Source organism: Pseudomonas sp. LBUM1656 (assembly GCF_059716065.1).
This window is the reverse complement of record NZ_CP166800.1, coordinates 4919060-4943808: the sequence shown is the minus strand read 5'-3', so window position 1 is coordinate 4943808 and position 24749 is coordinate 4919060. Positions and strand designations below refer to the sequence as shown.

The following is a 24749-nucleotide window of genomic DNA, read 5'->3' as shown; positions in this document are numbered from 1 at the left end:
GCTCCTCAGGCTTCAGCGTTGGCTTTGATCAGGCGGTCGTAGGCGTCCTGATCCAGCAGTTTGGCGACAGCCGAGGCGTCGGTTGGCTGGAAGCGGAAGAACCAGCCTTCGCCCATCGGGTCTTCGTTGACCAGTTCAGGGCTGCTGTCGAGTGCCGGGTTCACTTCCAGTACTTCACCGTCGAGTGGCATGTACACGCCGCTGGCGGCTTTTACCGATTCCACGGTGGCGGCTTCGGCGCCTTTGTCATAGGACTGCAGCTCAGGCAGTTGTACGAAAACCACGTCGCCCAAGGCGTTCTGTGCGAAAGCGGTGATGCCGACAGTGACGCTGCCGTCGGCTTCGGTGCGCAGCCATTCGTGATCTTCAGTAAAACGCAATTCGCTCATGGAAACTCCTAAGGGGGGCCAGACTCGTCTGGTGGACGCGATGGAATGCTTGGGCTAAAGCCCTGCTTTATGGCGGGTTACTAAGCAAAATCGCGGCCAATGTTTTTTTATTCTTATAAATCAGATAGTTAGGTGATATTGCGGAAGACGAGGAGTTGATGGCTGTAGCGAATTCGCTACAGCGGGAGGCGAAGAAAAAAGCCTAGGTGGATCAAAGCCTTGCGCAGCGGTGATCCGGGGAGGGTGTATTGATATCGTTCCACTGTAGCGCTTTCAGTACAGATGGAGGTCGTTTTTAAACAGGTTTTCTGGCAGGTCACGAAACCTGTGGGAGCGGGCCTGCTCGCGAAGGCGGCCTGACAGTCGACATTGATGGTGACTGAAACTCCGCATTCGCGAGCAAGCCCGCTCCCACATTTTGACCGAGTAGGCCTCACGGCTTATTGGGAATGCCGTACTTGCGCAGCCGGTGGGCGATAGCGGTATGAGAGGTTTGCAGCCGGCTCGCCAGTTGCCGGGTCGACGGATAGCTGACGTAGAGTTTTTCCAGCAGAGTCTTTTCAAACTCTTCCATCGCCTGCTCGAGGCTGTCGACGTCGCTGTCACTCTGGCGTGCCACGGAGGTGCCGGCGATGTCGAGGTCGCCGATGTCCACCAGGCTGCTTTCGCAAATCGCTGCGGCGCGGAAGATCACGTTCTGCAATTGCCGCACGTTGCCCGGCCAGCGATTACCCAACAGCGCGGGGTAAGTGCCGGGGGCCAATCGGCACACCGGGCGCTGGATCTGCGCGCAGGCCTGCTGCATGAAATAGCGGGCCAACAGCAGGATGTCCTGGCCGCGTTCGCGCAGGGGCGGGACTTCGACATTCAGGACATTGAGGCGATAGAACAAGTCTTCACGGAACGACCCTTCGCTGACCATTTTTTCCAGGTTGCGGTGAGTCGCGCTGAGGATCCGTACGTTGACCTTTACTTCGCGATCACCACCGACACGACGGAAGCTGCCGTCGTTGAGAAAACGCAGCAACTTCGCCTGCAAGTACGGCGACATCTCGCCGATCTCGTCAAGAAACACCGTGCCCTGGTTCGCCAGTTCCATCAGCCCCGGTTTGCCGCCCCGTTGCGCACCGGTGAAGGCGCCGGGGGCGTAGCCGAACAGTTCGCTTTCGGCGAGGTTCTCCGGCAATGCCGCGCAGTTCAGCGCGAGGAACGGTGAACTGTGCCGGGCGCTGATGGCGTGGCAGGCACGAGCCACCAGTTCCTTACCGGTGCCGGTTTCGCCCTGGATCAACAACGGTGCATCCAGTGCCGCCACACGCTGGGCGCGCGCCTTGAGTGTACGAATCGCCGGGGACTCGCCGAGCAGCGCGTCGAACCCTTCGGCATGGTCATGGTGCAGCGCCGAGAGGCGTTCGCCGATGCGGTTCGGTTGATACAGGGTCAGCAGGGCGCCAGCATCGGTGATCGGCGTGGCGTCCAGCAGCAGGGTCTGGCCGTTGACGGTGATCTCGCGCAGCGGCAGGCGGAAGCCATTTTCGAGCAATACACCGAGCAGCGCCGGGTCGGCAAACAGGTCGGCAACGCTTTCACCGGCCGGTTCACGACCGTACAAAGCGATCAAAGCCGGGTTGGCCAGCAACACTTTGCCGTCGCTGTCCAGGGCCAGCACCGGGTCGGTCATGGCGGCGAGCAGCGCATCGAGCTGCAAGTGCCGACGTTGGCCAGGCAGGATGTCGACCACCGTCATCGCTTGCACGCCACGCACGCTGAGCAACGCATCGCGCAGTTCTTCGAGCACGTCAGGGCTCAGGGTCGGGGCGTCGATGTAAACGTTGGGCGGGACCATTTCCACCGCATCCAGATTGAGATTGCGCCCACCGAGCAGGGCCAGGACTTCCTGGGTAATGCCGACGCGGTCGATGAAGCTGACGTGGATACGCATGGGGCGGTTTTCAATCTGACGTGCGGAGGGTGGCAAGTATGCCTTGGGGCGGGCGAATGGTGAAATCCTGCGCAGGACTTCAGGACGACACAAATCCAATGTGGGAGCGGGCTTGCTCGCGAAAGCGGAGTGTCAGTCGCTATCAATGTCGACTGTCAGGCCGCTTTCGCGAGCAAGCCCGCTCCCACAGGTACAGCGTTCATTCAGGGGAATGGGTTACTCGAAGTTCTCGAGGTTTACCGGGTCGCCGGATTTCATATCCAACTGCTTCCGGATGTCTTCAAACATTAAATCGTAATGCTTGTGAATCGAGCCGATCTGGCTATGTGTCTTCGGGATTCCGTATTTCTCGGCGATTTTTGTCACGTTGTTGGCGAAGTTGTAAGCCTCCGCCTTGGGCAGAAAGAAGGGCTCTGACATGTCCTTGCCCTGAATGCTGCCATGCATGGTGAACTGGATGCCTTGTTCCCCTTTGTCGTTCTTGCTGACCTCATAGTCGAGGTGAACGTTGTAGTTGACGTCATCCGGGGTCAGCGCGTGGCGCTCGATGTGCAAGTGACCGGGCTCGAACGTTGCCATTGACGTTTCTCCTTACAAGTAAGTTATGCCAGGTGTCGCCGTACTGATACGCGTGCCGGCCGTGCCCTGGACGATCGCTTCGATGTCCGAGAGTGAACCGATCACCGCGGTTTTTCCAGTATGGCGGGCAAACTCGCAGGCGGCCTGGACCTTCGGTCCCATGGAGCCGGCGGCAAAGCCGAGTTTTTCCATGTCGTCGGGGTGGGCCTGGGCGATGGCTTTCTGGGTTGGTTTGCCGTAATCGATGAACGCTGCGCTGACGTCGGTGGCGATCACCAGCAGATCGCTTTCCAGCTGTTCGGCCAGCAGCGCCGAGCACAAGTCCTTGTCGATCACTGCTTCCACACCTTGCAGCTTGCCGTGGGCGCCATACATCGTCGGAATGCCACCGCCGCCCGCACAAATCACGATGCTGCCTTTTTCCAGCAGCCACTTGATCGGGCGGATTTCGAAGATACGTTTCGGTCTCGGGCTGGCCACCACACGACGGTATTTGTCGCCGTCCGGGGCAATCGCCCAACCTTTTTCGGCGGCGAGTTTTTCCGCTTCGGCCTTGGCGTAGACCGGGCCGATGGGTTTGGTCGGGTTTTGGAAGGCCGGGTCGTTGGCGTCGACTTCGACCTGGGTCAGCAGAGTGGCGAAGGGCACTTCGAAGTCCAGCAGGTTGCCCAGTTCCTGTTCGATGATGTAGCCGATCATGCCTTCGGTTTCGGCACCGAGCACGTCCAGCGGATAAGGCGAAACCGAGGTGTAGGCCGCGGCTTGCAGCGACAGCAGGCCAACCTGTGGACCATTGCCGTGGGCGATCACCAGTTCATTGCCGGCATAAATCTTGGCGATCTGTTCGGTGGCGATCCGGATGTTGGCGCGTTGATTGTCCGCGGTCATGGGTTCACCCCGGCGGAGCAGGGCGTTACCGCCCAGAGCAACGACGATACGCATAATGCATGTCCTTCTAAAAGAGCAGTAAGCGGGCAACTCGGTCTGTCGATGGAACCCTGACCCTGTGGGAGCGAGCCTGCTCGCGATGGGATCGGCGCGGTCTGTCAGATGCACCGCGGCGCTGCCATCGCTGGCAGGCCAGCTCCCACATTGACCCTGTTCCGTCAGTGAGAGCCGAGTGGGCCGTTAGATATCCGCCAACGCCGACACCAGGATCGCCTTGATGGTGTGCATGCGGTTTTCCGCTTGCTCGAAGGCGATGTTGGCCGGCGATTCGAAGACTTCTTCAGTCACCTCGACGCCGTTGGCCAGGTGCGGATAGCGCGCGGCAATGTCTTTGCCGACCTTGGTTTCGCTGTTGTGGAACGCCGGCAGGCAGTGCATGAACTTCACGCGCGGATTGCCGGAGGCCTTCATCATGGCGGCGTTGACCTGGTACGGCAGCAGTTGCTCGATGCGCTCGTCCCACGCCTCCACCGGCTCACCCATCGACACCCAGATGTCGGTGTGGATGAAGTCGACGCCCTTGACCGCTTCTTTCGGGTCTTCGGTGATGGTGATACGTGCGCCGCTTTCTTCAGCGAATGCCTTGCACTGGTCGATGAAATCCTGATGCGGCCACAAGGCCTTTGGTGCGGCGATGCGCACGTCCATGCCGAGTTTGGCGCCGATCATCAGCAGCGAGTTGCCCATGTTGTAGCGCGCGTCACCGAGGTAGGCGTAGCTGATGTCATGCAATGGCTTGTCGCTGTGCTCACGCATGGTCAGGGTGTCGGCGATCATTTGCGTCGGGTGGAATTCAGCGGTCAGGCCGTTGAACACCGGCACACCGGCGAACTTGGCCAGCTCCTCGACGATTTCCTGTTCGAAGCCGCGGTACTCGATGGCGTCAAACATCCGCCCCAGTACGCGGGCGGTGTCTTTCATGCTTTCCTTGTGGCCGATCTGCGACGACACCGGGTCGATGTAAGTGACGTGGGCGCCCTGGTCATGGGCTGCGACTTCGAAGGCGCAACGGGTGCGGGTCGAGGTTTTTTCGAAGATCAGCGCGATGTTCTTGCCTTTCAGGTGCGGACGCTCGGTGCCGGTGTACTTGGCGCGCTTGAGGTCGCGGGACAGGTCCAGCAAGTAATTGAGCTCGCGAGTCGTGTGGTGCATCAGCGAGAGTAGGCTGCGGTTGCGCATGTTGAAAGCCATGATGGGATCTCCTTGGGTTTCGGTTATCCGCCTGCTTCACGCTTTATAAGCGCGAAGCAGGGCACAGGAATTAATAGTCGATAGGGTCGCGAATGATCGGGCAGGTCATGCAGTGGCCGCCGCCACGACCGCGTCCGAGTTCGCCGGCGCTGATGGTGATGACTTCGATACCGGCCTTGCGCAGCAGGGTGTTGGTGTAAGTGTTGCGGTCATAACCGATCACCACGCCAGGCTCCACGGCCACCACGTTGTTGCCGTCGTCCCATTGCTCGCGTTCGGCGGCAAAGCTGTTGCCGCCGGTTTCCACCACGCGCAACGCTTTGAGGTTGAGGGCCTTGGCCACGGTGTCGAGGAAGTTGGTTTCTTCGCGGCGAATGTCGATGCCGCCCGGTTTGCCTTCATCAGGGCGCAGGGTGAAGGCGACGATCTGGTTCACCACTTCCGGGAAGATCGTCACCAGGTCGCGGTCGCAGAAGCTGAACACGGTGTCCAGGTGCATCGCCGCGCGGGACTTCGGCAAGCCGGCGACGATGACTTTCTCCACGGCTTTGTTCTTGAACAGGTTAACCGCCAGTTGGCCGATGGCCTGGCGGGACGAGCGCTCGCCCATGCCGATCAACACCACACCGTTGCCGATCGGCATCACATCGCCGCCTTCAAGGGTGGAACTGCCGTGTTCCTGGTCCGGGTCGCCGTACCAGATTTCGAAGTCGGCGTTGGTGAACTGTGGGTGGAATTTATAAATGGCGGTGGCCAGCAGGGTTTCCTGGCGACGCGCCGGCCAGTACATCGGGTTCAGCGTCACGCCACCGTAGATCCAGCAGGTGGTGTCGCGGGTGAACTGGGTGTTGGGCAGCGGCGGCAGAATGAAGCTGGAATGGCCGAGGAAGTCGCGGAACATCTGGATGGTCTTGCCGCCGAAACTGTCCGGCAAGTCGTCAGCGGAAACACCGCCGATCAGGAACTCGGCGATCTTGCGCGGCTCCAGGCTGCGCAACCACGAACCCACTTCGTTGATCAGGCCGAGGCCGACCGAGTTGGCGGTGACTTTGCGTTCCAGGATCCAGTCGAGGGCTTCGGGGATGGCGACAATGTCGGTCAGCAGGTTGTGCATTTCCAGCACATCGATATTGCGTTCGCGCATTTTGGTGACGAAGTCGAAATGGTCACGCTTGGCCTGGGCGACCCACAACACATCATCGAAAAGCAGTTCGTCGCAGTTGTTCGGGGTCAGCCGCTGATGGGCCAGGCCTGGGGAGCAAACCATGACTTTGCGCAGTTTGCCGGCTTCGGAATGTACGCCGTACTTAACTTTTTCCGTGGTCATTACAGTGATCCTCCAGATGACAGAACAAGTCGTGTGTTACAGGGTCAGGAAGCCGTCATACAGTCCGTAAGCCGCCACCAGGGCGCCCGCGACGACTGCGGCGAAAATCAGCTTCTCGACGTTGGTGAAAACCGGTTTGTTGACTTCAAGCTTGGCCTTGGCGAACAGGATCGCGCCGGGGGCATAGAGCAGGGCGGAGAGCAGCAGGTATTTGACGCCGCCGGCATAGATCAGCCAGACCGCGTAGATCAACGCGACGGCGCCGATGAACAGGTCTTTGCTGCGTTCGGACGCGGCGTTTTCATAGCTCTCGCCGCGCACCGCCAGCAGCAGCGCGTAAGCCGCCGACCACAGGTACGGCACCAGAATCATCGAGGTGGCGAGGTAGATCAGCGACAGGTAAGTGCTGGCCGAAAACAGGGTGATGATCAGAAACAACTGCACCATCGCGTTGGTCAGCCACAAGGCGTTGACCGGCACATGGTTGGCGTTTTCCTTGCGCAGGAACGCCGGCATGGTGTGGTCCTTGGCGGCGGCGAACATGATCTCCGCACACAGCAGCACCCACGACAGCAACGCACCGAGCAGGGAAATGATCAGGCCGACGCTGATCAGCGCCGCGCCCCACGGACCGACGATATGTTCCAGCACGGCGGCCATCGACGGGTTCTGCAGTTTGGCCAGTTCCGGTTGGGTCATGATGCCCAGCGACAGCACGTTCACCAGCACCAGGAATAGCAGCACAGTGATGAAACCGATCACGGTGGCCTTACCGACATCGCTGCGTTTTTCCGCGCGGGCCGAGAAGATGCTCGCGCCTTCGATACCGATGAACACCCAGACGGTGACCAGCATCATGTTGCGTACCTGGTTCATCACGCTGCCCAGGTCCGGGTTTTTCACGCCCCAGATGTCGGCGGTGAAGATGTCCAGCTTAAAGGCGAAAATCGCGATCAGCACAAACAGCAGCAGCGGCACGATCTTGGCGACGGTGGTCACGAGGTTGATGAACGCCGCTTCCTTGATCCCCCGCAGCACGAGGAAATGCACACCCCAGAGCAGCACCGACGCACCGATCACGGCAGCGACGGTGTTGCCCTCGCCGAAAATCGGGAAGAAATAGCCAAGGGTGCTGAACAGCAGAACGAAATAACCGACGTTGCCCAGCCAGGCACTGATCCAGTAACCCCAGGCGGACGAGAAACCCATGTAGTCGCCGAACCCGGCCTTGGCGTAGGCGTAGACACCGCCGTCCAGATCAGGTTTTCGGTTGGCGAGAGTCTGGAAGACAAACGCGAGGGTCAGCATGCCGACCGCGGTGATGGCCCAGCCGATCAGCACGGCGCCGACGTCGGCACTGGCGGCCATGTTCTGGGGCAAGGAAAAAATCCCGCCACCAATCATGGAGCCGACAACCAGCGCGACAAGTGCGCCGAGTTTCAGTTTTCCGGGGGATTCAGACATTGCATGACTCCAGTGCAGGAGAAGAGAGAAAACAGTTTGGTTTCGTTTGCTGTTCAATCATCTGACTTAGATCAATGCATGGTCACATTCCATTGTTAATGAATGACTTGCAGTTCTTTGGCTGGCATAAAGCTATTGCCGGAAAAGCCTTTTCCAGAGGCCTCGGCAATAAGAAAATTATTAACGCGTGCCCATTGAAGTCTAGACGCTAGTTTGTTTTTTGGTTTTAGCAAGTATCGCTCCCTGATTTCGGAGCATTATTGATTTATCAGGATTGACCGACAAATCCGCTATTTCTTTCGATCGCAATAGAGTGAAAGGTTATAAATAAATAGGGGGTTGGCATTAATTGATAAACGTTATTACGCTGTATCTATTTAGTTAAAACCAACTATGTGACGGTCTCGCGGTGTTAGTCGCGGCGGAAAATGGAGACGCAGGAATGTCGCAACCGACGCAAAAGCTTCGCCTGAGTGCGCTGATCGCCCTGGTGGTGGGATCGATGATCGGCGGCGGGATTTTTTCCTTGCCGCAAAACATGGCGGCGCGTGCCGATGCCGGGGCGATATTGATCGGTTGGGCGATCACCGCGGTGGGCATGCTGACCCTGGCCTTCGTCTTCCAGACCCTGGCCAATCGCAAACCTGAACTGGACTCCGGTGTGTACGCCTACGCCAAGGCCGGTTTTGGCGACTACATGGGTTTCTCGTCCGCCTGGGGTTACTGGATCAGTGCCTGGCTGGGCAACGTCGGTTATTTCGTGTTGCTGTTCAGCACCCTCGGTTATTTCTTTCCGGTGTTCGGCCAGGGCAACACGCCGATCGCCATCGGCTGCGCCTCGGTGTTGCTGTGGGCCGTGCATTTTCTGGTGCTGCGCGGGATCAAGGAGGCGACCTTCATCAACCAGCTGACCACCGTGGCCAAGATCGTGCCGCTGATCATGTTCATCGTGATCGCCGCTGTGGCCTTCAAGGCGGATATTTTCACCCGGGATATCTGGGGCCACAGCAACCCGAATTTCGGCGGCGTGATGGACCAGGTGCGCAACATGATGCTGGTCACCGTGTTCGTGTTCATCGGCATTGAAGGCGCCAGTGTGTATTCGGCGAGAGCGGAGAAACGCTCGGACGTCGGCCGGGCGACGGTCATCGGTTTTATTGGCGTGTTGGCGTTGCTGGTGCTGGTGAACGTGTTGTCCCTGGGGATCATGAGCCAGCCTGAATTGGCCAACCTGCAAAACCCGTCGCTTGCGGCGGTGCTGGAACACATCGTCGGCCCTTGGGGCGCGCTGCTGATCAGCATCGGCCTGGCGATTTCGCTGCTCGGTGCGTTGTTGTCCTGGGCGTTGCTCTGTGCCGAAATCCTCTTCGCCACGGCCAAGGACAAAACCATGCCGGCCTTCCTGACCAAGGAAAACGCCAACCATGTGCCGGTCAATGCGCTGTGGCTGACCAACGTGATGATCCAGATTTTCCTGCTGATCACGCTGTTTTCCGCCGGGACTTACACCAGCCTGATCTACCTCGCGTCGTCGATGATTCTGGTGCCGTACCTGTGGTCGGCGGCGTATGCGGTGCTGTTAAGCGGGCGCGGCGAAACCTACGAACACGCGTCGGCCGAGCGCACAAAAGACCTGATGATCGGCGGCATCGCCCTCGGTTACGCGGTGTGGTTGTTGTACGCGGGCGGGGTGAAGTATTTGCTGCTGTCGGCGCTGTTGTACGCGCCAGGGGTGATCTTGTTTGCCAAGGCCAAGCATGAACAGGGTGAACCGCTTTTTACTCATATCGAGAAGGGGATTTTTACCTGTGTCATCAGCGGAGCAGGGCTGGCGGCGTACGGGTTGTACAGCGGGTTGTTGTCGTTGTGAGATTGCTGCTGGCGTATCACCCGCCTTACGACTGGTCGGCGATGCTGGGATTTTTGACGGCGCGGGCGGTGGCGGGAATGGAAACGGTGGTCGATGGCGTTTACTCGCGCAGCATAGGCTTGAACGGAGTTCACGGTTGGTTTTCGATCAGGCCGGTGGCGGGCGATGCGCTGGAAGTGACGCTGGATTTTCCTGATCCGGTGGCCGTCCCGCAGATCGTCGCGCGGCTGCGGCGGATGTTTGATCTGGATGCGGACTTGCCGGCAATCCATCGGCAATTGGTCGCTGATCCGTTGATGGCGCGGCTGATTGCCCAGCGTCCGGGGCTGCGTGTGGCGGGTGCCTGGGATGGATTGGAGTTGGCGATTCGTGCGGTGCTCGGGCAGCAGATTACCGTGGGCGCGGCGATCAAATTGGCGGGGAAGCTGGTAGCGCAGTATGGGCAGCCCTTGCCGTCGTCGATGCCGGGATTGACGCATGTGTTTCCGGACGCAGCGGTGTTGGCGGTAGTGGATCTGGCGACGTTAGGGATGCCGAAAAGTCGCGGTCGGACCTTGTCCGGTGTGGCTCAGGCGTTGCTGGATGATCCCTTGATATTTGAGCCGGGACGGGAGGGTGGTGTGGCGCGGTTGCTGGCGTTGCACGGGATTGGCGACTGGACGGCGCAGTACATTGCGTTGCGGCAGTTGCGGGAGATGGATGCGTTTCCGAGTGGGGATGTGGGGTTGATCAATGCGCTGGCGGCGGTGGAAGGTGGGGTGGTGACGGCGCGGGATTTGTTGAGGCGGGCTGAAGCTTGGCGACCTTGGCGAGGGTATGCGGCGCAGGTGCTTTGGACATCGCTGAGCCGGATGGATTGAACTGATCCAGGAGGTGTGCTGGATGTTCTGGCCCCTTCGCGAGCAAGCCCGCTCCCACAGTGGATCTGCGCCGATCACAAAACCTGTGGGAGCGGGCTTGCTCGCGAAGGCTATCTAAAATTCACCACCATTGCGCGCGGTGGGAACCCAATTCAGCAGCCGGAAGCGCCCACTGCAACGGCGTCCCGGTGATTTTCAGCGGCACATGAAGCCGATGCGCCGGCCCCCAAGGCGTCTGCTCAACCAACAATCCTTGATCGTTTTCATCTTCTGCCCGAAGCGCTTCTTCCGTCCCGGCACCTTGTTCAATCAACAATTTCGCCGTGCGCGCCAACGACATCCTGGCCGACCCGCCACGGCCCAATAAGGTGATCGCCGCGGCTGCCATCAAATACCCGGTCGCGTGATCAAGCGCCTGAACCGGCAAGGGTGTCGGCTTGTCCGTTTTCTTCCATCGCATCCCCGCGTCGGCAATTCCGCTGCTCATCTGCACCAGGCTGTCGAAGCCGCGGCGGTTCTGCCAAGGGCCGCTCCAGCCATAGGCGTTGAGGCACACATCGATCAGGCCCGGTGCCCGTTTTTCACGCTCGGCGGCGCCATAACCCAGCTTTTCCAGTGCGTCGGCGCGGTAACCGTGGAGGATGATATCGGCGTCCTTGAGCAGACTTTCGAACACGGCCCGATCATCAAGGTTGTGCAGGTCCAGCCGTGCGCAGCGTTTGCCCAAGGTGACTTCAGGCACCACGCCCGGTTCGTTCCAGGTCGGTGGGTCGATGCGCAACACATCGGCGCCGAGGCCGGCGAGAAAGCGACTGGCGACAGGGCCGGCGAGTACGCGCGTGAGGTCCAGCACCTTGATCCCGGCCAGCGGTTGCGCCACAGAGCCCTGCCACGATTTCGGCTGTCGAGAAGACGCGGCGCTGAACTGAATCAACGGTTCGGCGTTCACCGCCAAGCCTTGGGGATGCGCCTGCCATTGTGCCCAGCTGCGCATCTCGGCGGCGCAACCACCGGCATCGACCACGGCCTGTTCCAGATCGGTTTTCGCCCATTGCGCCACCTTGCTCGCCATCGCGGCACGGTCGGCACAGGCGCCGAGCACGCTTTCGGCGGCGGCGCGGTGATGCGGCGCGTTGGTGTGCAGGCGGATCCAGCCGTCCTGGGTGGCGTAGTCACCGGCAACAGGGTCCCACATCGGCGGAACGCTCCAACCCACGGGGCGGATCGAGGTGGCGAACCAGAAAGACGCCAGGCGCTGGTCGATTTCAAGGCTGGGTAGCCGGCCGGTGTGTTGCTGCAGTAATTCGCTGACTGCCTGACCGGCAGCCGCGATGCTGGCGCAGGCCAGGTCAGTGACGGCAAACGCCGAGGGCAGGGCGCCACTCGACGTGAAAGGAATCGGTGTGTGCGGCAAGCCGAGTGCGGCTTGAATGGACGTGAGTAAACCAGTCATCGAAGGCCCTCCGGAGCGAGAGCCCGAGCATAGATCAAAACTACGTCCGCCCGGATGAAAATCCCCATGTGGGAGCGGGCTTGCTCGCGAAGGGGTCATTAGCTTCAACATCAATGTTGACTGATACACCGCTTTCGCGAGCAAGCCCGCTCCCACAAGGGAACTGTGGTGTTCCAGTTACACCCGGAACTGATCCATCAATTTCATCTGGTGGGTGGTCAGGGAGTTGAGTTGGCTGCTGATCTGCGCCGATTCGGTGGCCTGGCCGGTCAGGGTTTCGGTGACGGTACGGATCGCCGAGACGTTGCGGTTGACCTCTTCGGCCACCGCGCTTTGCTGTTCGGCGGCGCTGGCGATTTGCAGGTTCATGTCGCTGATCACCGTCACCGCGTCGCTGATTTTGCTTAACGCCTGCACCGCTTGCTGAATCTGCCCGGCATTGCTGTGAGCCTGGGTCTGACTCGAATGCATGGTGGCGACCACGCCGCGCGTGCCGGTCTGGATGCGCTCGATGACGATGCGGATCTCTTCCACCGAATCCTGGGTACGTTTGGCCAGGTTGCGCACTTCATCGGCGACCACCGCAAAACCGCGACCGCTCTCGCCGGCACGGGCGGCTTCGATGGCCGCGTTGAGGGCCAGCAGATTGGTCTGTTCGGCGATGCTGCGGATCACTTCCAGCACCGAACCGATCTGCTCGCTGTTGACCGCCAAGGCTTCGACTTCGGTCACGGCCTTGCTGACTTCGTCCGCCAGTTGATTGATGTCGCGGGTGCTGCGTTCGATGATCGACATGCCGTCGCGCGCCGATTGATCGGCACCTTTGGCCGCGTTGGCCGCGTTCGACGCGCTGTTGGCGACGTCGTGGGCGGTGGCGCTCATTTCGTTGGACGCGGTGGCGACCTGGTCGATTTCGCGGAACTGCACCTGCATGCCTTCGCTGGTCTGACGGGCGATTTCGGAAGACTGGTCGGCGGTGCCACGGGCGTCGGTGATGCTCTGTTTGATCTGCGCGATGGTCGGTTGCAACTTGTCGAGGAAACGGTTGAACCAGCTGACCAGTTCGCCCAGTTCATCTTTCTTGCTGTAGTGCAGGCGCTGCGTCAGGTCGCCGTCGCCGCTGGCAATCGCCTTGAGCATCTCGGCGACGCTGTTGATCGGCCGGGTCACGCCGGACGCGGTGAGCCAGATCAGCAACAGACCGACCAGGCCGGCAGCGATGGCCACCAACACCGCTTTGATGGTGCCGCTTTGCTGGGCGTCATCGAGTACCGCTTGCAGCTTCACCGAGTCGGCCAGCAGCACTTGTTTCGGCAGGTCGATCACCACGCCCCAGGCCTTGGAGTCGCTGATCGGGCTGACCGGGTATACCGCGCGAATCAGGTCGCCTTGTTCGAGAATCTTCGGCGAGCCGCCGCTGAGCAGTTGCAGGATGTCCTTGCCGTCTGCGCCCAGGGTGGCATCGATGCTTTTGCCGACCTTGCTTGCGTCGACACTGTAACCGGCCAAAACACCGCTGCCGGAGACAATCAGCATGTGCCCGGCGCTGTTGAACAGGTCACGCTGGGAATCGACCGCGGCGGCTTGCAGGGCGTCGAGGGCAATGTCCACGCCGACCACACCGATGGATTTGCCGTCCACCAGCAGCGGTACGGAAATGGTGGTCATCAGCATTTCCTTGCCGCCGACGGTGTCGGCATACGGGTCCAGCAGGCAGGTGCGCTTGCTGTCGCGAGGGCAGGTGTACCAGCTGTTGTACGGCGTGCCGCTGAGGCTCAAGGTGGTTTTGGTCATGTCGTCTTCGACCATGATCGTGTTGATCCCGGCCCCACCGGCACGGCTCCAGTAACTGGCGAAACGCCCGGCTTCGTTAGACTGGCGCGCCGCATCGTTGGCGAACTCGCTGTCCTTGCCGTCCAGCCCGTTGGGCTCGAACGCCAGCCAGATCCCCAGCACTTTGCTGTTGCGCTCGAACGCGGTTTTCAGGCTCTGGTTCAACTCTTCACGCAAGGCACCGGCCTCAAGCGAGCGCTTGGCGGCCAGGGTGCGCATGTCCTTGATCTGATCGGCCAGGGCGGTCACCACCAGCAGGCTTTCACCGAACGTCTTCTGCACCCGCACCGCTTGCTCGGCAGCCTTGGCCTGGAGCAGGTCCTGCACGCTGGCGGTAAGCATCTTGCTGCTCGAGGCGCTGACCAGTTCATCGTTCTGATTGGTCTGGTAGATGTTCATGCCGACGATCAACGCGACCACGCCGAGCAGGCACAAGCCGGACAGCAGGACGATTTTCAGGCGGATGGAGAGAGAGTCGAACATAGGGCGAACTCGCAAATGGAGGAAGTATTGGCTGTGGGTCGAGGTCGACCCGGTTCGCCAAGTCCATTCAGCGCCATTTAATGCTCATCGGCGAGGGGTGAGGTTGCATGATGGTGGCACCGACGAACGGTCATGGTTGAACGTTTGCGCAGGAAAACCCCCTGAAAAGGCCAGAAATTCAGGGGATTTTCGGTAGCGATTCCGGTCGCGACCACAGCCACAGATTGCCCAGGCTCATGCCCGCAATCGCCAGGTAGATCGGCCAGCCGTGATCAAGCATGACCAGCATCAACGTGGCGCACAGCAGCATGCTGACGGTGGCGCTGACCTTGGCCCGGCGGGCGATGATTTTGCCGTTGCGCCAGTTGCGAAGGATCGAACCGAACAGCCGATGGTTTTCCAGCCAGGCACTCAGGCGCGGCGAACTTTTGGTCGCGGCCCAGGCAGCGAGGAGGATGAACTCGGTGGTCGGCAAGCCGGGGATGACGATGGCGATCAGGCCGATGCCCAGGCTGACATAGGCCAGCAGGCCGAAGAAGACTCGGGTGAGTCTGGAGGAGGCGAGGTGAGGCATGGGGCTTATGGTGACCCGTGTTGCGCGTGACTGGAGGGTGTATACAGACCATTGTGGGAGCGGGCTTGCTCGCGAAGGCGGCGTGTCAGGTAACATTTTTGTCGACTGACACACCGCGTTCGCGAGCAAGCCCGCTCCCACAGGGACGGCGTTGCGTCAGGCGAGTTCGGGGGTGTAAGCCTGTTCCAGCAATACGGTAAAGCGGTTGAATGCAGCGACCGCGGCTTGCTCGATTTCAGCTTCTTCCTGAGCACTGAACGCCAACGAGTCGAGGGTTTTGACGAAGCTTTTCCAGCCTTCAGCACGACCGCCGGCCGGTTCGCCGAGATGACGGGCGCCGAACGTTTCGCTCAGGCCCAGACCCACCGCGCGCTTGATCAGGAACGCTGCGCCGAGCTTCGAGCCTTCCGAAACAAACAACCAGCCCAAGGCTTCGGCTTTGGTTGGATGCTTCACCGCGCCAGCCACCGGTTCCGGTACTTCAGTGTCCAGATCAGCCAGATCCGCCTTGGCCGCTTCAGCCCGGCAACGCGCCGGCAGGTCCGGGACGATGGCCGTCAATTCGGCATCGTTGTACAGCGACACCAGTTCCGACTGGAACAGATACTGCGCCACCACAAAACGGGCGAAGTTGGCTCGCGTCTCAAACGGCGCGTGGGCTTTGACCAACGCATCGAGCTTGGTGTGAGGCTCGTTAGTGACCTGGTTCAAGCGTTGCGAGCGCAGAGCAGGGCGTAGAGTAGTGTCCTGAGTGGTCATGAGAAATCCTTGGGAAAAAGAGGCGCTTGGTAACGAGACGAATGGGCAGGCGCCGGACAGTAAAAAATCCTCACGTCGTGTCTGTTTTAACGTCGCGACGTGAGGTGAGTCGGGTCAGATATCCCAGACCAGATTGACCGCGAAGTTGCGACCCGGCTGGGTCAGGCGATCAAGGTTGGCCGGGCTCAGCACGGCCGCTTCGCCGACGCTGTCGTAACCGCGCACGTCATCCCACAGCCAGTATTTTTTGTCGGTCAGGTTGTAGACGCCCGCGCTGACGGTCACATCGTCGGTGACTTTGTAGAAGCCGCTCAGGTCGAGGATGCCGAAGCCCGGCGACTTGAATTGGCTGCTCACGCCATCCGGCGACTTGAAGTTGCTGTCGTCGACGCGATCCTTGCGCTTGACCAGCGTCCAGCTGAGCAAACCACCATAGTTGTCCTGGTCGTAACCGAGGCCGAACACGCCGGTCAGCGGGTTGACGCTGTTGATCGGTTCGCCGGTGTCGTTGTTGCGACCGTAGGCGTAAGCCACCGAGCCTTGGGTGTAGAGACCTTGTGGTGCGCCGAACGTGTCGAGGTTCAGACGGCCCTTGATCTCAGCGCCCTTGATGGTCGCGTGCTTGATGTTGTTGCTCTGGAAGGTCAGCTCGCTGTAACCCGGGGTGACGGCGTCTTCGTTGATGAAGTCGCGGTACTTGTTATAGAACACCGCCACATCGAACGAGCCGGACTCGAAGTTGCCACGCAGGCCGGTTTCGTAGCTTTTGCTTTTTTCCGGTTCCAGGTCCGGGTTCGGCGCCACGCTGTAGCCGGTGGTGGTGTTTTCGAAGCGCCCGTACAACGCCTTGGCGGTGGGCGTGCGGAAACCTTCAGCGTATTGGCCATACCAGGTGTACTGATCGGTCAGGGCGTAGGTCAGGCCGAACTTGGGTGAAACTTTGTGCCAGGTCTTGTTCTCATCGCTGACGGTGCCGCGACCGTCGGCGGCCACGGTGTTGAGGAATTCCTGGGTGATGTGCGGCTTGAGCTGGGTGTAGTCGTAGCGCAGGCCCGGCAGGAAGGTCCACTTGTTCCAGCTGATCTCATCCTGGGCGAACAGGCTGTAGGTGTTGATGGTGGGGTCCGGGAAGTCGCTGGATTTTCTCAGCACGTCGGCCGCGCTGGTCGCGCCGATGGCCGCACAGCCGCGACCGACCGCCAGGCACTTACCGTCGCCGCTGCGCGAGCCGGTGACTTTCTGTTGCTTGAGGGTGGTGCCGTAGGTCAGCAAGTGCTCGGTGTCGGCGATGCTGAAGGCTTTATCCAGCTGGGCATCGAAGACCCACTGCTTCTCTTGGTAAATCGTGTCGCGGGTGCGCAGCACTCTACGGGTGATCGGGAAATAGAATTCTTCGGTGCTCTGATCGGTTTTCGCGGTCTGGTGGTTCAGGCTCCACTTGACGTTGTCGGCCAGCAGGCTGTCGAGGGCGAAGCTATGTTCCAGGCCGAAACGCTCACGGGTGATGGTGTCGTTGCCGGTGCGCCACTGGTACATGCCACCGGGCAGCACGCTGTTCGGAATGGTCGGCTGGCCGTTGAAGTACGGGCCGCCGTAAGCGCTCTTCTGATCGGTGTCGCGATCGTCCTTGTACTTCTCGTAGGTCAGGCCGAGGCGTGAATCTTCATTGTAGTTCCAGCCGATCTTGGCCAATACGTTGGTGGCGCGCACGTCTTCCGGGTTGGCCGCGGTACGGTCCAGGCCGGTGCCGTTGTTGCTGCCGTAGGAATCGGTTTCGTGGCCGTCGCGCTGACTGTAATGCAGCAAGCCATCGAACTGATCGGCACGCCCGGCGACGGTGGCGGATTTCAGCCAGCTCTCGTCAGCGGAGCTGTAACCGGTCTTCAGGCGGGCGCCGACGTCCTGGCCGGGCTTGATGATGTCGTCCGGGTCGAGGGTGAAATAGCTGACGGCGCCGCCGATGGCGTTGCTGCCGTAGAGCACCGAGGCCGGGCCGCGCAGAATTTCGACGCGCTTGATGATTTCCGGATCGACGTAGTTACGCTGGGTTTTGGCATACGGGCCATTGAAGAAACCGTTCGGAATCTCGACGCCGTCGATCTGGGTCAGGATCCGGTCGCCGTCGATGCCGCGTATGTTGTAGCCACTGATCCCGCCGCGAGTCCCGGCACCGCCCACCGAGACACCCGGTTCGTAGCGCACCAGATCCTTGATGGTATTGACGTTGCTGCTGTCCAGCTCTTCACGGGTGTGAACGGTGACGGTGCTCGGCACGCTGGCGATGCTTTGTTCCTGGCGAGTGGCGCTGATGGTCACCTGGTCCAGGTTGAGCGCGCCGCTATTGCTGCGCTTCTCCAGCACGATGTTGTTACTGCCCAGTTTGCGATAGCTCAGGTTGGTCCCCACCAACAGGCGATCGAGGGCTTTTTCCGACGGCAACGAACCGCGCACACCCGGCGAGGCCACACCGTCCGCCAGTTCGGCGGGCAAGCCGACTTGCCAGCCTGTCACTGCCGTAAAGGCATTGAGTGCCGAGACCAGCGACTGCTGCGGGATGGCAAACGTGTAATCGCCCATGTTGCGGGTCGGCTGCTCAGGGGCAGCGTCAGCCATCAACGGCGCGCTGCCGGCCATCAGGATGGCGGCCGTCAGCAGCGACAGCACGCGGGAAGGTGAAGGGGATTGGCGGGTAAGGCGAGAGGACATCGATAGCGCTCCGTGTCGCACGAATCTTTATAGGTGCTGATTGGCATTCGAAGATGCGAATCAATTGCATTGGCTATAACGAGACGTACGGGGTTCGGCTATCGAGTAAAAATAATTCTCATTTAGTTCAAAATCACCAGCGCCGGGAATTCCTGGAGCCGCGCCGAGGTGATGTGGGCCAGCGAACGGACCACGTCCAGCGGCTGGTCGAGACGGTAATTGCCGGTCACCGTGACGTCGGCCAACTGCTCGTTGTTGTTGATGATCCAGCCCGGGTAATAGCGACGCAGCTCCGCCAGCACCTGGCTCAGCGGGCAGTTCTCGAACACCAGTCGGCCCTGGACCCACGCCAGGTCCGTGGCGGCATCGAGCTTGGCCGGGCGGTCAAAACCGTTGGGGCCGATGCGTACGCTTTCTCCGGCGGACAATCGAATTCGCGCGTCGTCGCGAGTAGCCCGCAGATCGACATCGCCCCGCTGCACCCGAACCTGCGCCACGCCGTCCAGATAGCGCACGGCAAACGCGGTATCGCGCACGCTGGCCGTGACCGGGCCGGCATCGATTTCCAGTGGCTGGCCGCGATTGGCGGGCACCTCGAAAAACGCCTCGCCCTGATACAACCGAGCGATGCGTTGCTGACCGTTGATGGTGCTGGAAAACGCCGAGTTGGTATTGAGCAAGACTTTGGAGCCGTCCTCCAGTTGAAGACGCTGGCGTTCACCGACCACCGTCAAGTGATCGGCCTGGAGGCGCATCGGCAGGTTGCTGAAACTGAACAAACCGAGGATCAGCACGGCAGCCGTGGCCAGCGGTTTCCAGTGCGGACGCAGGCGCGAGAGCACGGTTACTTTCGCCGGCCGGTCGGCCAGGCTTTGTGCGCATTGCACCACTTGCGGGCCATCCCAGATCGCCTGGGCCTTGGCGAACGCTTCGGCATGCAACGGATCGGCGACCAGCCACGTGTGAAACTGGCGACTCTGTTCTTCGCTCGGACTGCCCAGCACGATCAGCCAGTCCAGAGCCTGGTCCATCGCGCTTGCGGCGTCCCGCGCCGGGGAGGGCGGAGGGGAACGGTGGGTGTCCGTCACGGTGTTTCCTCGGCAGTGTCTGTGCACGGCTGTTTTATGAGTGAAGCTTGAAAGTGGGCAAGGGTAGCAAAGCCCGAAGGTCAGCGCAGGCGATCCCGGCAAGTAGAGAGTAAACCTGCAGACTCAGTCCCTGTTTAACCGTTCAGCGACGCCAATACAGATCGCCATGATCAGCTTCAGTTCTTTCTGCACGGTGCTTAAAGAGACGTTGAGCTTTTCGGCGATCTCCACATAACTGTGCCCGTGCAGCCGGCTGAGAATGAAAATCTGCTGCTGCCGATGGCTGAGTTCACTGAGGCTCACGTTCAAACGCTCCAGCAATTGTTCGGCATGGGCAGCATCCTCGGCGCTACTCACTGGTGAGGCAACCGCCTGCACTACGTCCAGTGGCACGTCGTCGAGCATGGTGCGCGACTGAATACGCCGCGCACGCAAATGGTCCAGCGCCAGGTTGCGGGCGGTCTGGAAAACGAAGGGTTCAAGGTGATCGATGGCCCGCTCACTGAGCGCCCGGGTCACTCTCAGGTAGGTCTCCTGCAAGAGGTCTTCGGCGGTGCTGTGATTGTTGACCATCCGCTCCAGCGTGCGCAGCAGAGAAACTCGCTGGGCGATGAAGACGTGATTGAAGCGAGATTGACTCACGGGAGGACCTGATCCATTTCGAGCGAATGATAATGCTTATCATCCGCTCGAGTGGTCAAGTGCTGATTTGTGAAGGTTACGCACGACCCAGCAGATAGGTCGCGTAATCGGGAATGCGGTGCGCGTGCGCCTGCTCCATCATCGGGCTGCTGAGCAGGTAGTCGGCGCTGCATTCGTTGCACGCCACCGGAATGTTCCAGACCGCCGCGACCCGCAGCAACGCCTTGATATCCGGGTCGTGGGGTTGCGGTTCGAACGGGTCCCAGAAGAACACCAGCATGTCGACCCGTTGCTCGGCGATGCGCGCACCGAGTTGCTGATCGCCGCCCAAGGGGCCACTGATCATGCTTTCCACCGGCAGGTCCAGGCGTTGTTGCAATAACAAACCCGTGGTGCCGGTGGCGACCAGTTCATGTTGCGCGAGCTTGTCTTTCTGCCGTTCGGCCCAGTCCAGCAAAAACACCTTGCAGTGGTCATGGGCGACCAGGGCGATACGCTTGCGCGCCGCCATGGTCTTTTGCGTGAAGCTGATACCGATCATCGGTGTTGCTCCCTGGTTACTCTGCGTTGCACAGCGCCAGGCAGTTATCGAGCATGCGGTTGGAGAAGCCCCACTCGTTGTCGTACCACGCCAAAACCTTGAGCAGCTTGCCGCTGGACTTGGTGTGGTTGGCATCGAAGATCGACGACAGCGGATTGTGGTTGAAGTCGCTGGAGACCAGCGGCAGGGTGTTGTAGCCGAGAATTTTCGAGTGCTGGCTGGCTTCTTTGAGCAGGGCGTTGACTTCATCGGCCGACGCTTCACGCTTGAGCTGCACGGTCAGGTCCACCAGCGACACGTTGATCACTGGAACACGTACCGCCATGCCGGTCAGTTTGCCCGCCAGTTCCGGCAGCACCAGGCCGACCGCTTCAGCGGCGCCGGTCTTGCTCGGGATCATGTTCTGGGTGGCCGAACGGGCGCGGTACGGATCGGTGTGGTAGACGTCGGTCAGGTTTTGGTCGTTGGTGTAGGCGTGGATCGTGGTCATCAGACCGCTTTCGATACCGAGTTCGCGGTGCAGCACCTGAGCCACCGGAGCCAGGCAGTTGGTGGTGCACGACGCGTTGGAAATAATCTGGTGCGATTGGCGCAGAATGTCGTGGTTAACCCCGTACACCACGGTGGCGTCCGCGCCTTTGGCTGGTGCGGAGATGATCACTTTGCGCGCGCCGGCCGTAATATGCGCGGCGGCTTTGGCACGGTCGGTGAACAGACCGGTGCATTCGAACACGACATCAATTTTTTCTGCGGCCCACGGCAGCTCGGCCGGGTTGCGAATGGCGCTGACCGCAATGCGGTCGCCGTTGACGGTCAGGCTTTCCTGATCGTGCTGGACATCGGCGTCGAACGTGCCGTGAACAGTGTCGTACTTGAGCAGATGAGCGTTCATCGCGCTGTCGCCCAAGTCATTGATGGCAACGATCTGCAGGTCCTGGCGGTAGCCTTGGGTATACAGTGCGCGGAGGACGTTACGGCCAATTCGGCCAAAACCATTGATTGCGATTCGAAGAGTCATTTAACAGGGCCGCCGTCGTTTTGTTGTTGGAATTACAAGATTATTCGCATAAAAATAGAAAACAAGCCTTTTTAATGGCAATATTTTGTTCAATCTACAACGAGTGACCTGAATCAACTGGTCCGACCGATCAAGAAAACCGTCTGTCATCCCATCGACACCGGCTCTTGCTCAGCATAGACAATCAGGTCGCCACATCCGTTAGCCTGGAGTTCTACACATGCATCCCCGCGTAATTGAGGTCACCGAACGGCTTATCGCCCGCAGCCGTGCAACCCGTGAGGCTTACCTTGCGCTCATTCGCGGTGCAGCCAGCGACGGTCCGATGCGCGGCAAGCTGCAATGCGCCAACTTCGCCCACGGTGTGGCCGGTTGCGGCACTGAAGACAAAAACAGTCTGCGGATGATGAATTCCGCCAACATTGCGATTGTTTCGTCATATAACGACATGCTCTCGGCGCACCAGCCGTACGAAGTCTTTCCTGAACAGATCAAAAAGGCCCTGCGCGAGATCGGCTCGGTCGGCCAGTTCGCCGGCGGCACCCCGGCCATGTGCGATGGCGTGACCCAGGGCGAGCCGGGCATGGAGCTGAGCCTGCCGAGCCGCGAAGTGATTGCGCTGTCCACCGCCGTGGCCCTTTCCCACAACATGTTCGATGGCGCGCTGATGCTCGGCATCTGCGATAAAATCGTGCCGGGCCTGATGATGGGCGCGTTGCGCTTCGGTCATCTGCCGATGATCTTCGTGCCGGGCGGGCCGATGGTCTCGGGCATTTCCAACAAGCAGAAAGCCGATGTGCGCCAGCGCTATGCCGAAGGCAAGGCCAGCCGCGAAGAGCTGCTGGAATCGGAGATGAATTCCTACCACAGCCCCGGCACCTGTACTTTTTACGGCACCGCCAACACCAACCAGTTGCTGATGGAAGTCATGGGTCTGCACTTGCCGGGCTCTTCTTTCGTCAACCCGAACACGCCATTGCGCGATGCCCTGACCCGCGAAGCGGCGCATCAAGTCACGCGCCTGACCAAGCAAAATGGCAACTTCATGCCCATCGGTGAAATCGTCGATGAGCGTTCGCTGGTCAACTCCATCGTGGCGCTGAACGCGACGGGTGGCTCGACCAACCACACGCTGCACATGCCAGCCATCGCGATGGCTGCCGGTATTCAATTGACCTGGCAAGACATGGCTGACCTCTCTGAAGTCGTGCCGACCCTGAGCCACGTCTATCCGAACGGCAAAGCCGACATCAACCACTTCCAGGCGGCGGGCGGCATGTCGTTCCTGATCCGCGAACTGCTGGAAGCCGGCTTGTTGCACGAAAACGTCAACACTGTGCTCGGCCATGGCCTGAGCCGCTACACCCAGGAACCCTTCCTCGATAACGGCGAACTGGTCTGGCGCGAAGGCGTGACCGACAGCCTCGACGAAACCATCCTGCGCCCGGTTTCGCGTGCGTTTTCGCCAGAGGGCGGTTTGCGGGTAATGGAAGGCAACCTCGGTCGCGGTGTGATGAAAGTCTCCGCCGTCGCTCTGGAGAACCAGATCGTCGAAGCCCCAGCGATGGTGTTCCAGGATCAGCAGGACCTGGCCGACGCGTTCAAGGCCGGTTTGCTGGAGAAGGATTTTGTCGCCGTGATGCGCTTCCAGGGCCCGCGCTCCAATGGCATGCCGGAACTGCACAAGATGACGCCGTTCCTCGGCGTGCTGCAGGATCGCGGCTTCAAAGTGGCGCTGGTGACTGACGGGCGCATGTCTGGTGCGTCGGGGAAAATCCCGGCGGCGATTCATGTCAGTCCCGAAGCTTATGTCGGCGGTGCTCTTGCGCGGGTGCAAGAGGGCGATATCATCCGCGTCGATGGCGTCAAAGGCACCCTGGAGCTTAAGGTGGACGCTGAAGAATTCGCAGCGCGAACGCCGGCCAAGGGCCTGTTGGGCAATAACATTGGCACCGGTCGCGAGCTGTTTGGTTTCATGCGCATGGCCTTCAGCTCCGCAGAGCAGGGCGCCAGCGCCTTTACTTCTGCCCTGGAGACGCTTAATTGAAACTGGCTTTGGTCGGTGACATCGGTGGGACCAACGCACGTTTCGCGTTGTGGAAAAACCAGCAACTGGAAGCGATCCAGGTGCTGGCGACGGCCGACCACGCCAGCCCGGAAGAGGCAATTGCCCTCTACCTGAGCGGGCTTGGCCTGGCATTGGGTTCGATCGGTTCGGTGTGCCTGTCGGTGGCCGGCCCGGTGAGCGGTGACGAATTCAAGTTCACCAACAATCACTGGCGACTCAGTCGCAAAGGTTTCTGCAAGACCTTGCAGGTCGATCAACTGTTGCTGGTCAATGATTTCTCTGCGATGGCGCTGGGCATGACCCGTTTGCAGCCGGACGAGTTTCGGGTGGTCTGTGAAGGCACGCCGGAACCGTTGCGCCCGGCCGTGGTGATCGGTCCGGGCACGGGCCTGGGGGTCGGCACCTTGCTGGATCTGGGCGAAGGCCGTTTCGCCGCATTGCCAGGGGAGGGCGGTCACGTCGATTTACCCCTGAGCAGCCCGCGTGAAACGCAACTGTGGCAGCACATCTTCAATGAGATCGGGCATGTCAGCGCTGAAACCGCGTTGAGCGGCAGCGGTTTGCCTCGGGTCTACCGGGCGATTTGTGCGGTGGACGGTCATGAACCGGTGCTCGATACCCCGGAGTCGATTACGGCTGCCGGTCTGGCGGGTGATCCGATTGCGCTGGAAGTGTTGGAGCAGTTCTGCTGTTGGCTCGGCCGTGTGGCCGGCAATAACGTGCTGACCACGGGTGGACGCGGTGGCGTGTACATCGTTGGCGGGGTGATTCCACGGTTTGCCGATTTCTTCGTTGAAAGCGGTTTTGCCCGGTGCTTCGCTGACAAGGGCTGCATGAGCGATTACTTCAAAGGCATCCCGGTGTGGCTGGTGACGGCACCGTATTCCGGGTTGATGGGTGCGGGGGTAGCGCTGGAGCAATCCATCCCGGTTTAATGATCGTTCCCACGCTCTGCGTGGGAATGCAGCCCGTGACGCTCCGCGTCACTGGACGCGGAGCGTCCCTTGAGGCATT

20 protein-coding genes and 1 pseudogene are annotated in these 24749 nt (G+C 60.4%); 4 read left to right on the top strand and 17 right to left on the bottom strand.

Annotated features, from left to right (window positions below; translation table 11 throughout):
- Positions 1-5: 5 nt before the first annotated feature.
- The 7 genes from gcvH to arcD (ACA072_RS22310) all read right to left on the bottom strand — a co-directional run bounded on the left by gcvH (position 6) and on the right by arcD (ACA072_RS22310) (position 7840).
- The gene (gene gcvH / locus ACA072_RS22340) at positions 6-389 is read right to left on the bottom strand and encodes a glycine cleavage system protein GcvH (RefSeq protein WP_461976171.1); all 384 of its coding nucleotides are present in this window, start codon (positions 387-389) and stop codon (positions 6-8) included.
- A gap of 433 nt (positions 390-822) precedes the next feature.
- Positions 823-2331, bottom strand: a complete 1509-nt coding sequence (gcsR, locus tag ACA072_RS22335; RefSeq protein WP_497330300.1) for a transcriptional regulator GcsR — start codon at positions 2329-2331, stop codon at positions 823-825.
- Positions 2332-2547: 216 nt separating this feature from the next.
- Complete coding sequence (locus ACA072_RS22330) at positions 2548-2910, bottom strand: DUF5064 family protein (protein WP_497620637.1); 363 nt, start codon at positions 2908-2910, stop codon at positions 2548-2550.
- A 12-nt stretch (positions 2911-2922) separates the two neighbouring features.
- Positions 2923-3852, bottom strand: a complete 930-nt coding sequence (gene arcC / locus ACA072_RS22325) for a carbamate kinase (RefSeq protein ID WP_497620635.1) — start codon at positions 3850-3852, stop codon at positions 2923-2925.
- 186 nt (positions 3853-4038) lie between these two features.
- A complete protein-coding gene (locus ACA072_RS22320) occupies positions 4039-5049 on the bottom strand; it encodes an ornithine carbamoyltransferase (protein WP_497620633.1) in 1011 nt (336 codons plus the stop codon).
- 70 nt (positions 5050-5119) lie between these two features.
- Positions 5120-6376, bottom strand: a complete 1257-nt coding sequence (arcA, locus tag ACA072_RS22315; RefSeq protein WP_497620631.1) for an arginine deiminase — start codon at positions 6374-6376, stop codon at positions 5120-5122.
- A gap of 36 nt (positions 6377-6412) precedes the next feature.
- Complete coding sequence (arcD, locus tag ACA072_RS22310) at positions 6413-7840, bottom strand: arginine-ornithine antiporter (RefSeq protein ID WP_497620629.1); 1428 nt, start codon at positions 7838-7840, stop codon at positions 6413-6415.
- Between the two features lie 442 nt (positions 7841-8282).
- Between arcD (ACA072_RS22310) and arcD (ACA072_RS22305) the strand changes: the two genes are divergently transcribed.
- Both arcD (ACA072_RS22305) and ACA072_RS22300 read left to right on the top strand, forming a co-directional pair.
- The gene (gene arcD, locus ACA072_RS22305; RefSeq protein WP_497620627.1) at positions 8283-9710 is read left to right on the top strand and encodes an arginine-ornithine antiporter; all 1428 of its coding nucleotides are present in this window, start codon (positions 8283-8285) and stop codon (positions 9708-9710) included.
- Entirely contained in the window at positions 9707-10570 is an 864-nt protein-coding gene (locus ACA072_RS22300; protein WP_497620626.1) for a DNA-3-methyladenine glycosylase family protein, read from the top strand. Before arcD (ACA072_RS22305) ends, ACA072_RS22300 begins: the two co-directional genes overlap by 4 nt.
- Positions 10571-10691: 121 nt before the next feature.
- Here the strand turns inward: ACA072_RS22300 and ACA072_RS22295 are convergent, their stop codons facing one another.
- The 10 genes and pseudogenes from ACA072_RS22295 to gap all read right to left on the bottom strand — a co-directional run bounded on the left by ACA072_RS22295 (position 10692) and on the right by gap (position 21667).
- Positions 10692-12023, bottom strand: coding sequence for a CoA transferase (locus tag ACA072_RS22295; RefSeq protein ID WP_497620625.1), 1332 nt, complete (start codon positions 12021-12023; stop codon positions 10692-10694).
- Between the two features lie 177 nt (positions 12024-12200).
- Positions 12201-12956, bottom strand: coding sequence for a methyl-accepting chemotaxis protein (locus ACA072_RS22290; protein ID WP_411738967.1), 756 nt, complete (start codon positions 12954-12956; stop codon positions 12201-12203).
- Between the two features lie 102 nt (positions 12957-13058).
- Positions 13059-14075 (bottom strand): annotated as a pseudogene (locus tag ACA072_RS22285) (methyl-accepting chemotaxis protein); the annotation flags it as partial.
- 442 nt (positions 14076-14517) lie between these two features.
- Positions 14518-14913 carry a YbaN family protein gene (locus tag ACA072_RS22280; RefSeq protein ID WP_497620623.1) on the bottom strand — a complete coding sequence of 132 codons (396 nt, stop codon included), beginning with the start codon at positions 14911-14913 and terminating at the stop codon, positions 14518-14520.
- Positions 14914-15069: 156 nt separating this feature from the next.
- Positions 15070-15672, bottom strand: a complete 603-nt coding sequence (locus ACA072_RS22275; protein ID WP_497620622.1) for a biliverdin-producing heme oxygenase — start codon at positions 15670-15672, stop codon at positions 15070-15072.
- A gap of 114 nt (positions 15673-15786) precedes the next feature.
- Positions 15787-18378, bottom strand: coding sequence for a TonB-dependent receptor (locus ACA072_RS22270; RefSeq protein WP_497620621.1), 2592 nt, complete (start codon positions 18376-18378; stop codon positions 15787-15789).
- 122 nt (positions 18379-18500) lie between these two features.
- Positions 18501-19466, bottom strand: coding sequence for a FecR family protein (locus tag ACA072_RS22265; RefSeq protein ID WP_497620620.1), 966 nt, complete (start codon positions 19464-19466; stop codon positions 18501-18503).
- Positions 19467-19589: 123 nt separating this feature from the next.
- Entirely contained in the window at positions 19590-20108 is a 519-nt protein-coding gene (locus tag ACA072_RS22260; RefSeq protein WP_497620619.1) for an RNA polymerase sigma factor, read from the bottom strand.
- A gap of 76 nt (positions 20109-20184) precedes the next feature.
- Complete coding sequence (locus tag ACA072_RS22255; protein WP_200666866.1) at positions 20185-20649, bottom strand: methylglyoxal synthase; 465 nt, start codon at positions 20647-20649, stop codon at positions 20185-20187.
- Positions 20650-20665: 16 nt separating this feature from the next.
- The gene (gap, locus tag ACA072_RS22250; protein WP_010457403.1) at positions 20666-21667 is read right to left on the bottom strand and encodes a type I glyceraldehyde-3-phosphate dehydrogenase; all 1002 of its coding nucleotides are present in this window, start codon (positions 21665-21667) and stop codon (positions 20666-20668) included.
- Between the two features lie 220 nt (positions 21668-21887).
- Between gap and edd the strand changes: the two genes are divergently transcribed.
- Both edd and ACA072_RS22240 read left to right on the top strand, forming a co-directional pair.
- Positions 21888-23714 carry a phosphogluconate dehydratase gene (gene edd, locus ACA072_RS22245; protein WP_497620616.1) on the top strand — a complete coding sequence of 609 codons (1827 nt, stop codon included), beginning with the start codon at positions 21888-21890 and terminating at the stop codon, positions 23712-23714.
- Positions 23711-24670 carry a glucokinase gene (locus ACA072_RS22240; protein WP_497620614.1) on the top strand — a complete coding sequence of 320 codons (960 nt, stop codon included), beginning with the start codon at positions 23711-23713 and terminating at the stop codon, positions 24668-24670. The genes edd and ACA072_RS22240 overlap by 4 nt, the downstream gene beginning before the upstream one ends.
- The last annotated feature ends 79 nt before the right edge of the window (positions 24671-24749 follow it).

Excerpts from the sequence above, each read along its gene's own strand:
- gcvH (WP_461976171.1), bottom strand. The coding sequence starts at position 389 with ATGAGCGAATTGCGTTTTACTGAAGATCACGAATGGCTGCGCACCGAA.
- gcsR (WP_497330300.1), bottom strand. The coding sequence starts at position 2,331 with ATGCGTATCCACGTCAGCTTCATCGACCGCGTCGGCATTACCCAGGAA.
- ACA072_RS22330 (WP_497620637.1), bottom strand. The coding sequence starts at position 2,910 with ATGGCAACGTTCGAGCCCGGTCACTTGCACATCGAGCGCCACGCGCTG.
- arcC (WP_497620635.1), bottom strand. The coding sequence starts at position 3,852 with ATGCGTATCGTCGTTGCTCTGGGCGGTAACGCCCTGCTCCGCCGGGGT.
- ACA072_RS22320 (WP_497620633.1), bottom strand. The coding sequence starts at position 5,049 with ATGGCTTTCAACATGCGCAACCGCAGCCTACTCTCGCTGATGCACCAC.
- arcA (WP_497620631.1), bottom strand. The coding sequence starts at position 6,376 with ATGACCACGGAAAAAGTTAAGTACGGCGTACATTCCGAAGCCGGCAAA.
- arcD (WP_497620629.1), bottom strand. The coding sequence starts at position 7,840 with ATGTCTGAATCCCCCGGAAAACTGAAACTCGGCGCACTTGTCGCGCTG.
- arcD (WP_497620627.1), top strand. The coding sequence starts at position 8,283 with ATGTCGCAACCGACGCAAAAGCTTCGCCTGAGTGCGCTGATCGCCCTG.
- ACA072_RS22295 (WP_497620625.1), bottom strand. The coding sequence starts at position 12,023 with ATGACTGGTTTACTCACGTCCATTCAAGCCGCACTCGGCTTGCCGCAC.
- ACA072_RS22290 (WP_411738967.1), bottom strand. The coding sequence starts at position 12,956 with ATGCAGGTGCAGTTCCGCGAAATCGACCAGGTCGCCACCGCGTCCAAC.
- ACA072_RS22280 (WP_497620623.1), bottom strand. The coding sequence starts at position 14,913 with ATGCCTCACCTCGCCTCCTCCAGACTCACCCGAGTCTTCTTCGGCCTG.
- ACA072_RS22275 (WP_497620622.1), bottom strand. The coding sequence starts at position 15,672 with ATGACCACTCAGGACACTACTCTACGCCCTGCTCTGCGCTCGCAACGC.
- ACA072_RS22270 (WP_497620621.1), bottom strand. The coding sequence starts at position 18,378 with ATGTCCTCTCGCCTTACCCGCCAATCCCCTTCACCTTCCCGCGTGCTG.
- ACA072_RS22255 (WP_200666866.1), bottom strand. The coding sequence starts at position 20,649 with ATGATCGGTATCAGCTTCACGCAAAAGACCATGGCGGCGCGCAAGCGT.
- gap (WP_010457403.1), bottom strand. The coding sequence starts at position 21,667 with ATGACTCTTCGAATCGCAATCAATGGTTTTGGCCGAATTGGCCGTAAC.
- edd (WP_497620616.1), top strand. The coding sequence starts at position 21,888 with ATGCATCCCCGCGTAATTGAGGTCACCGAACGGCTTATCGCCCGCAGC.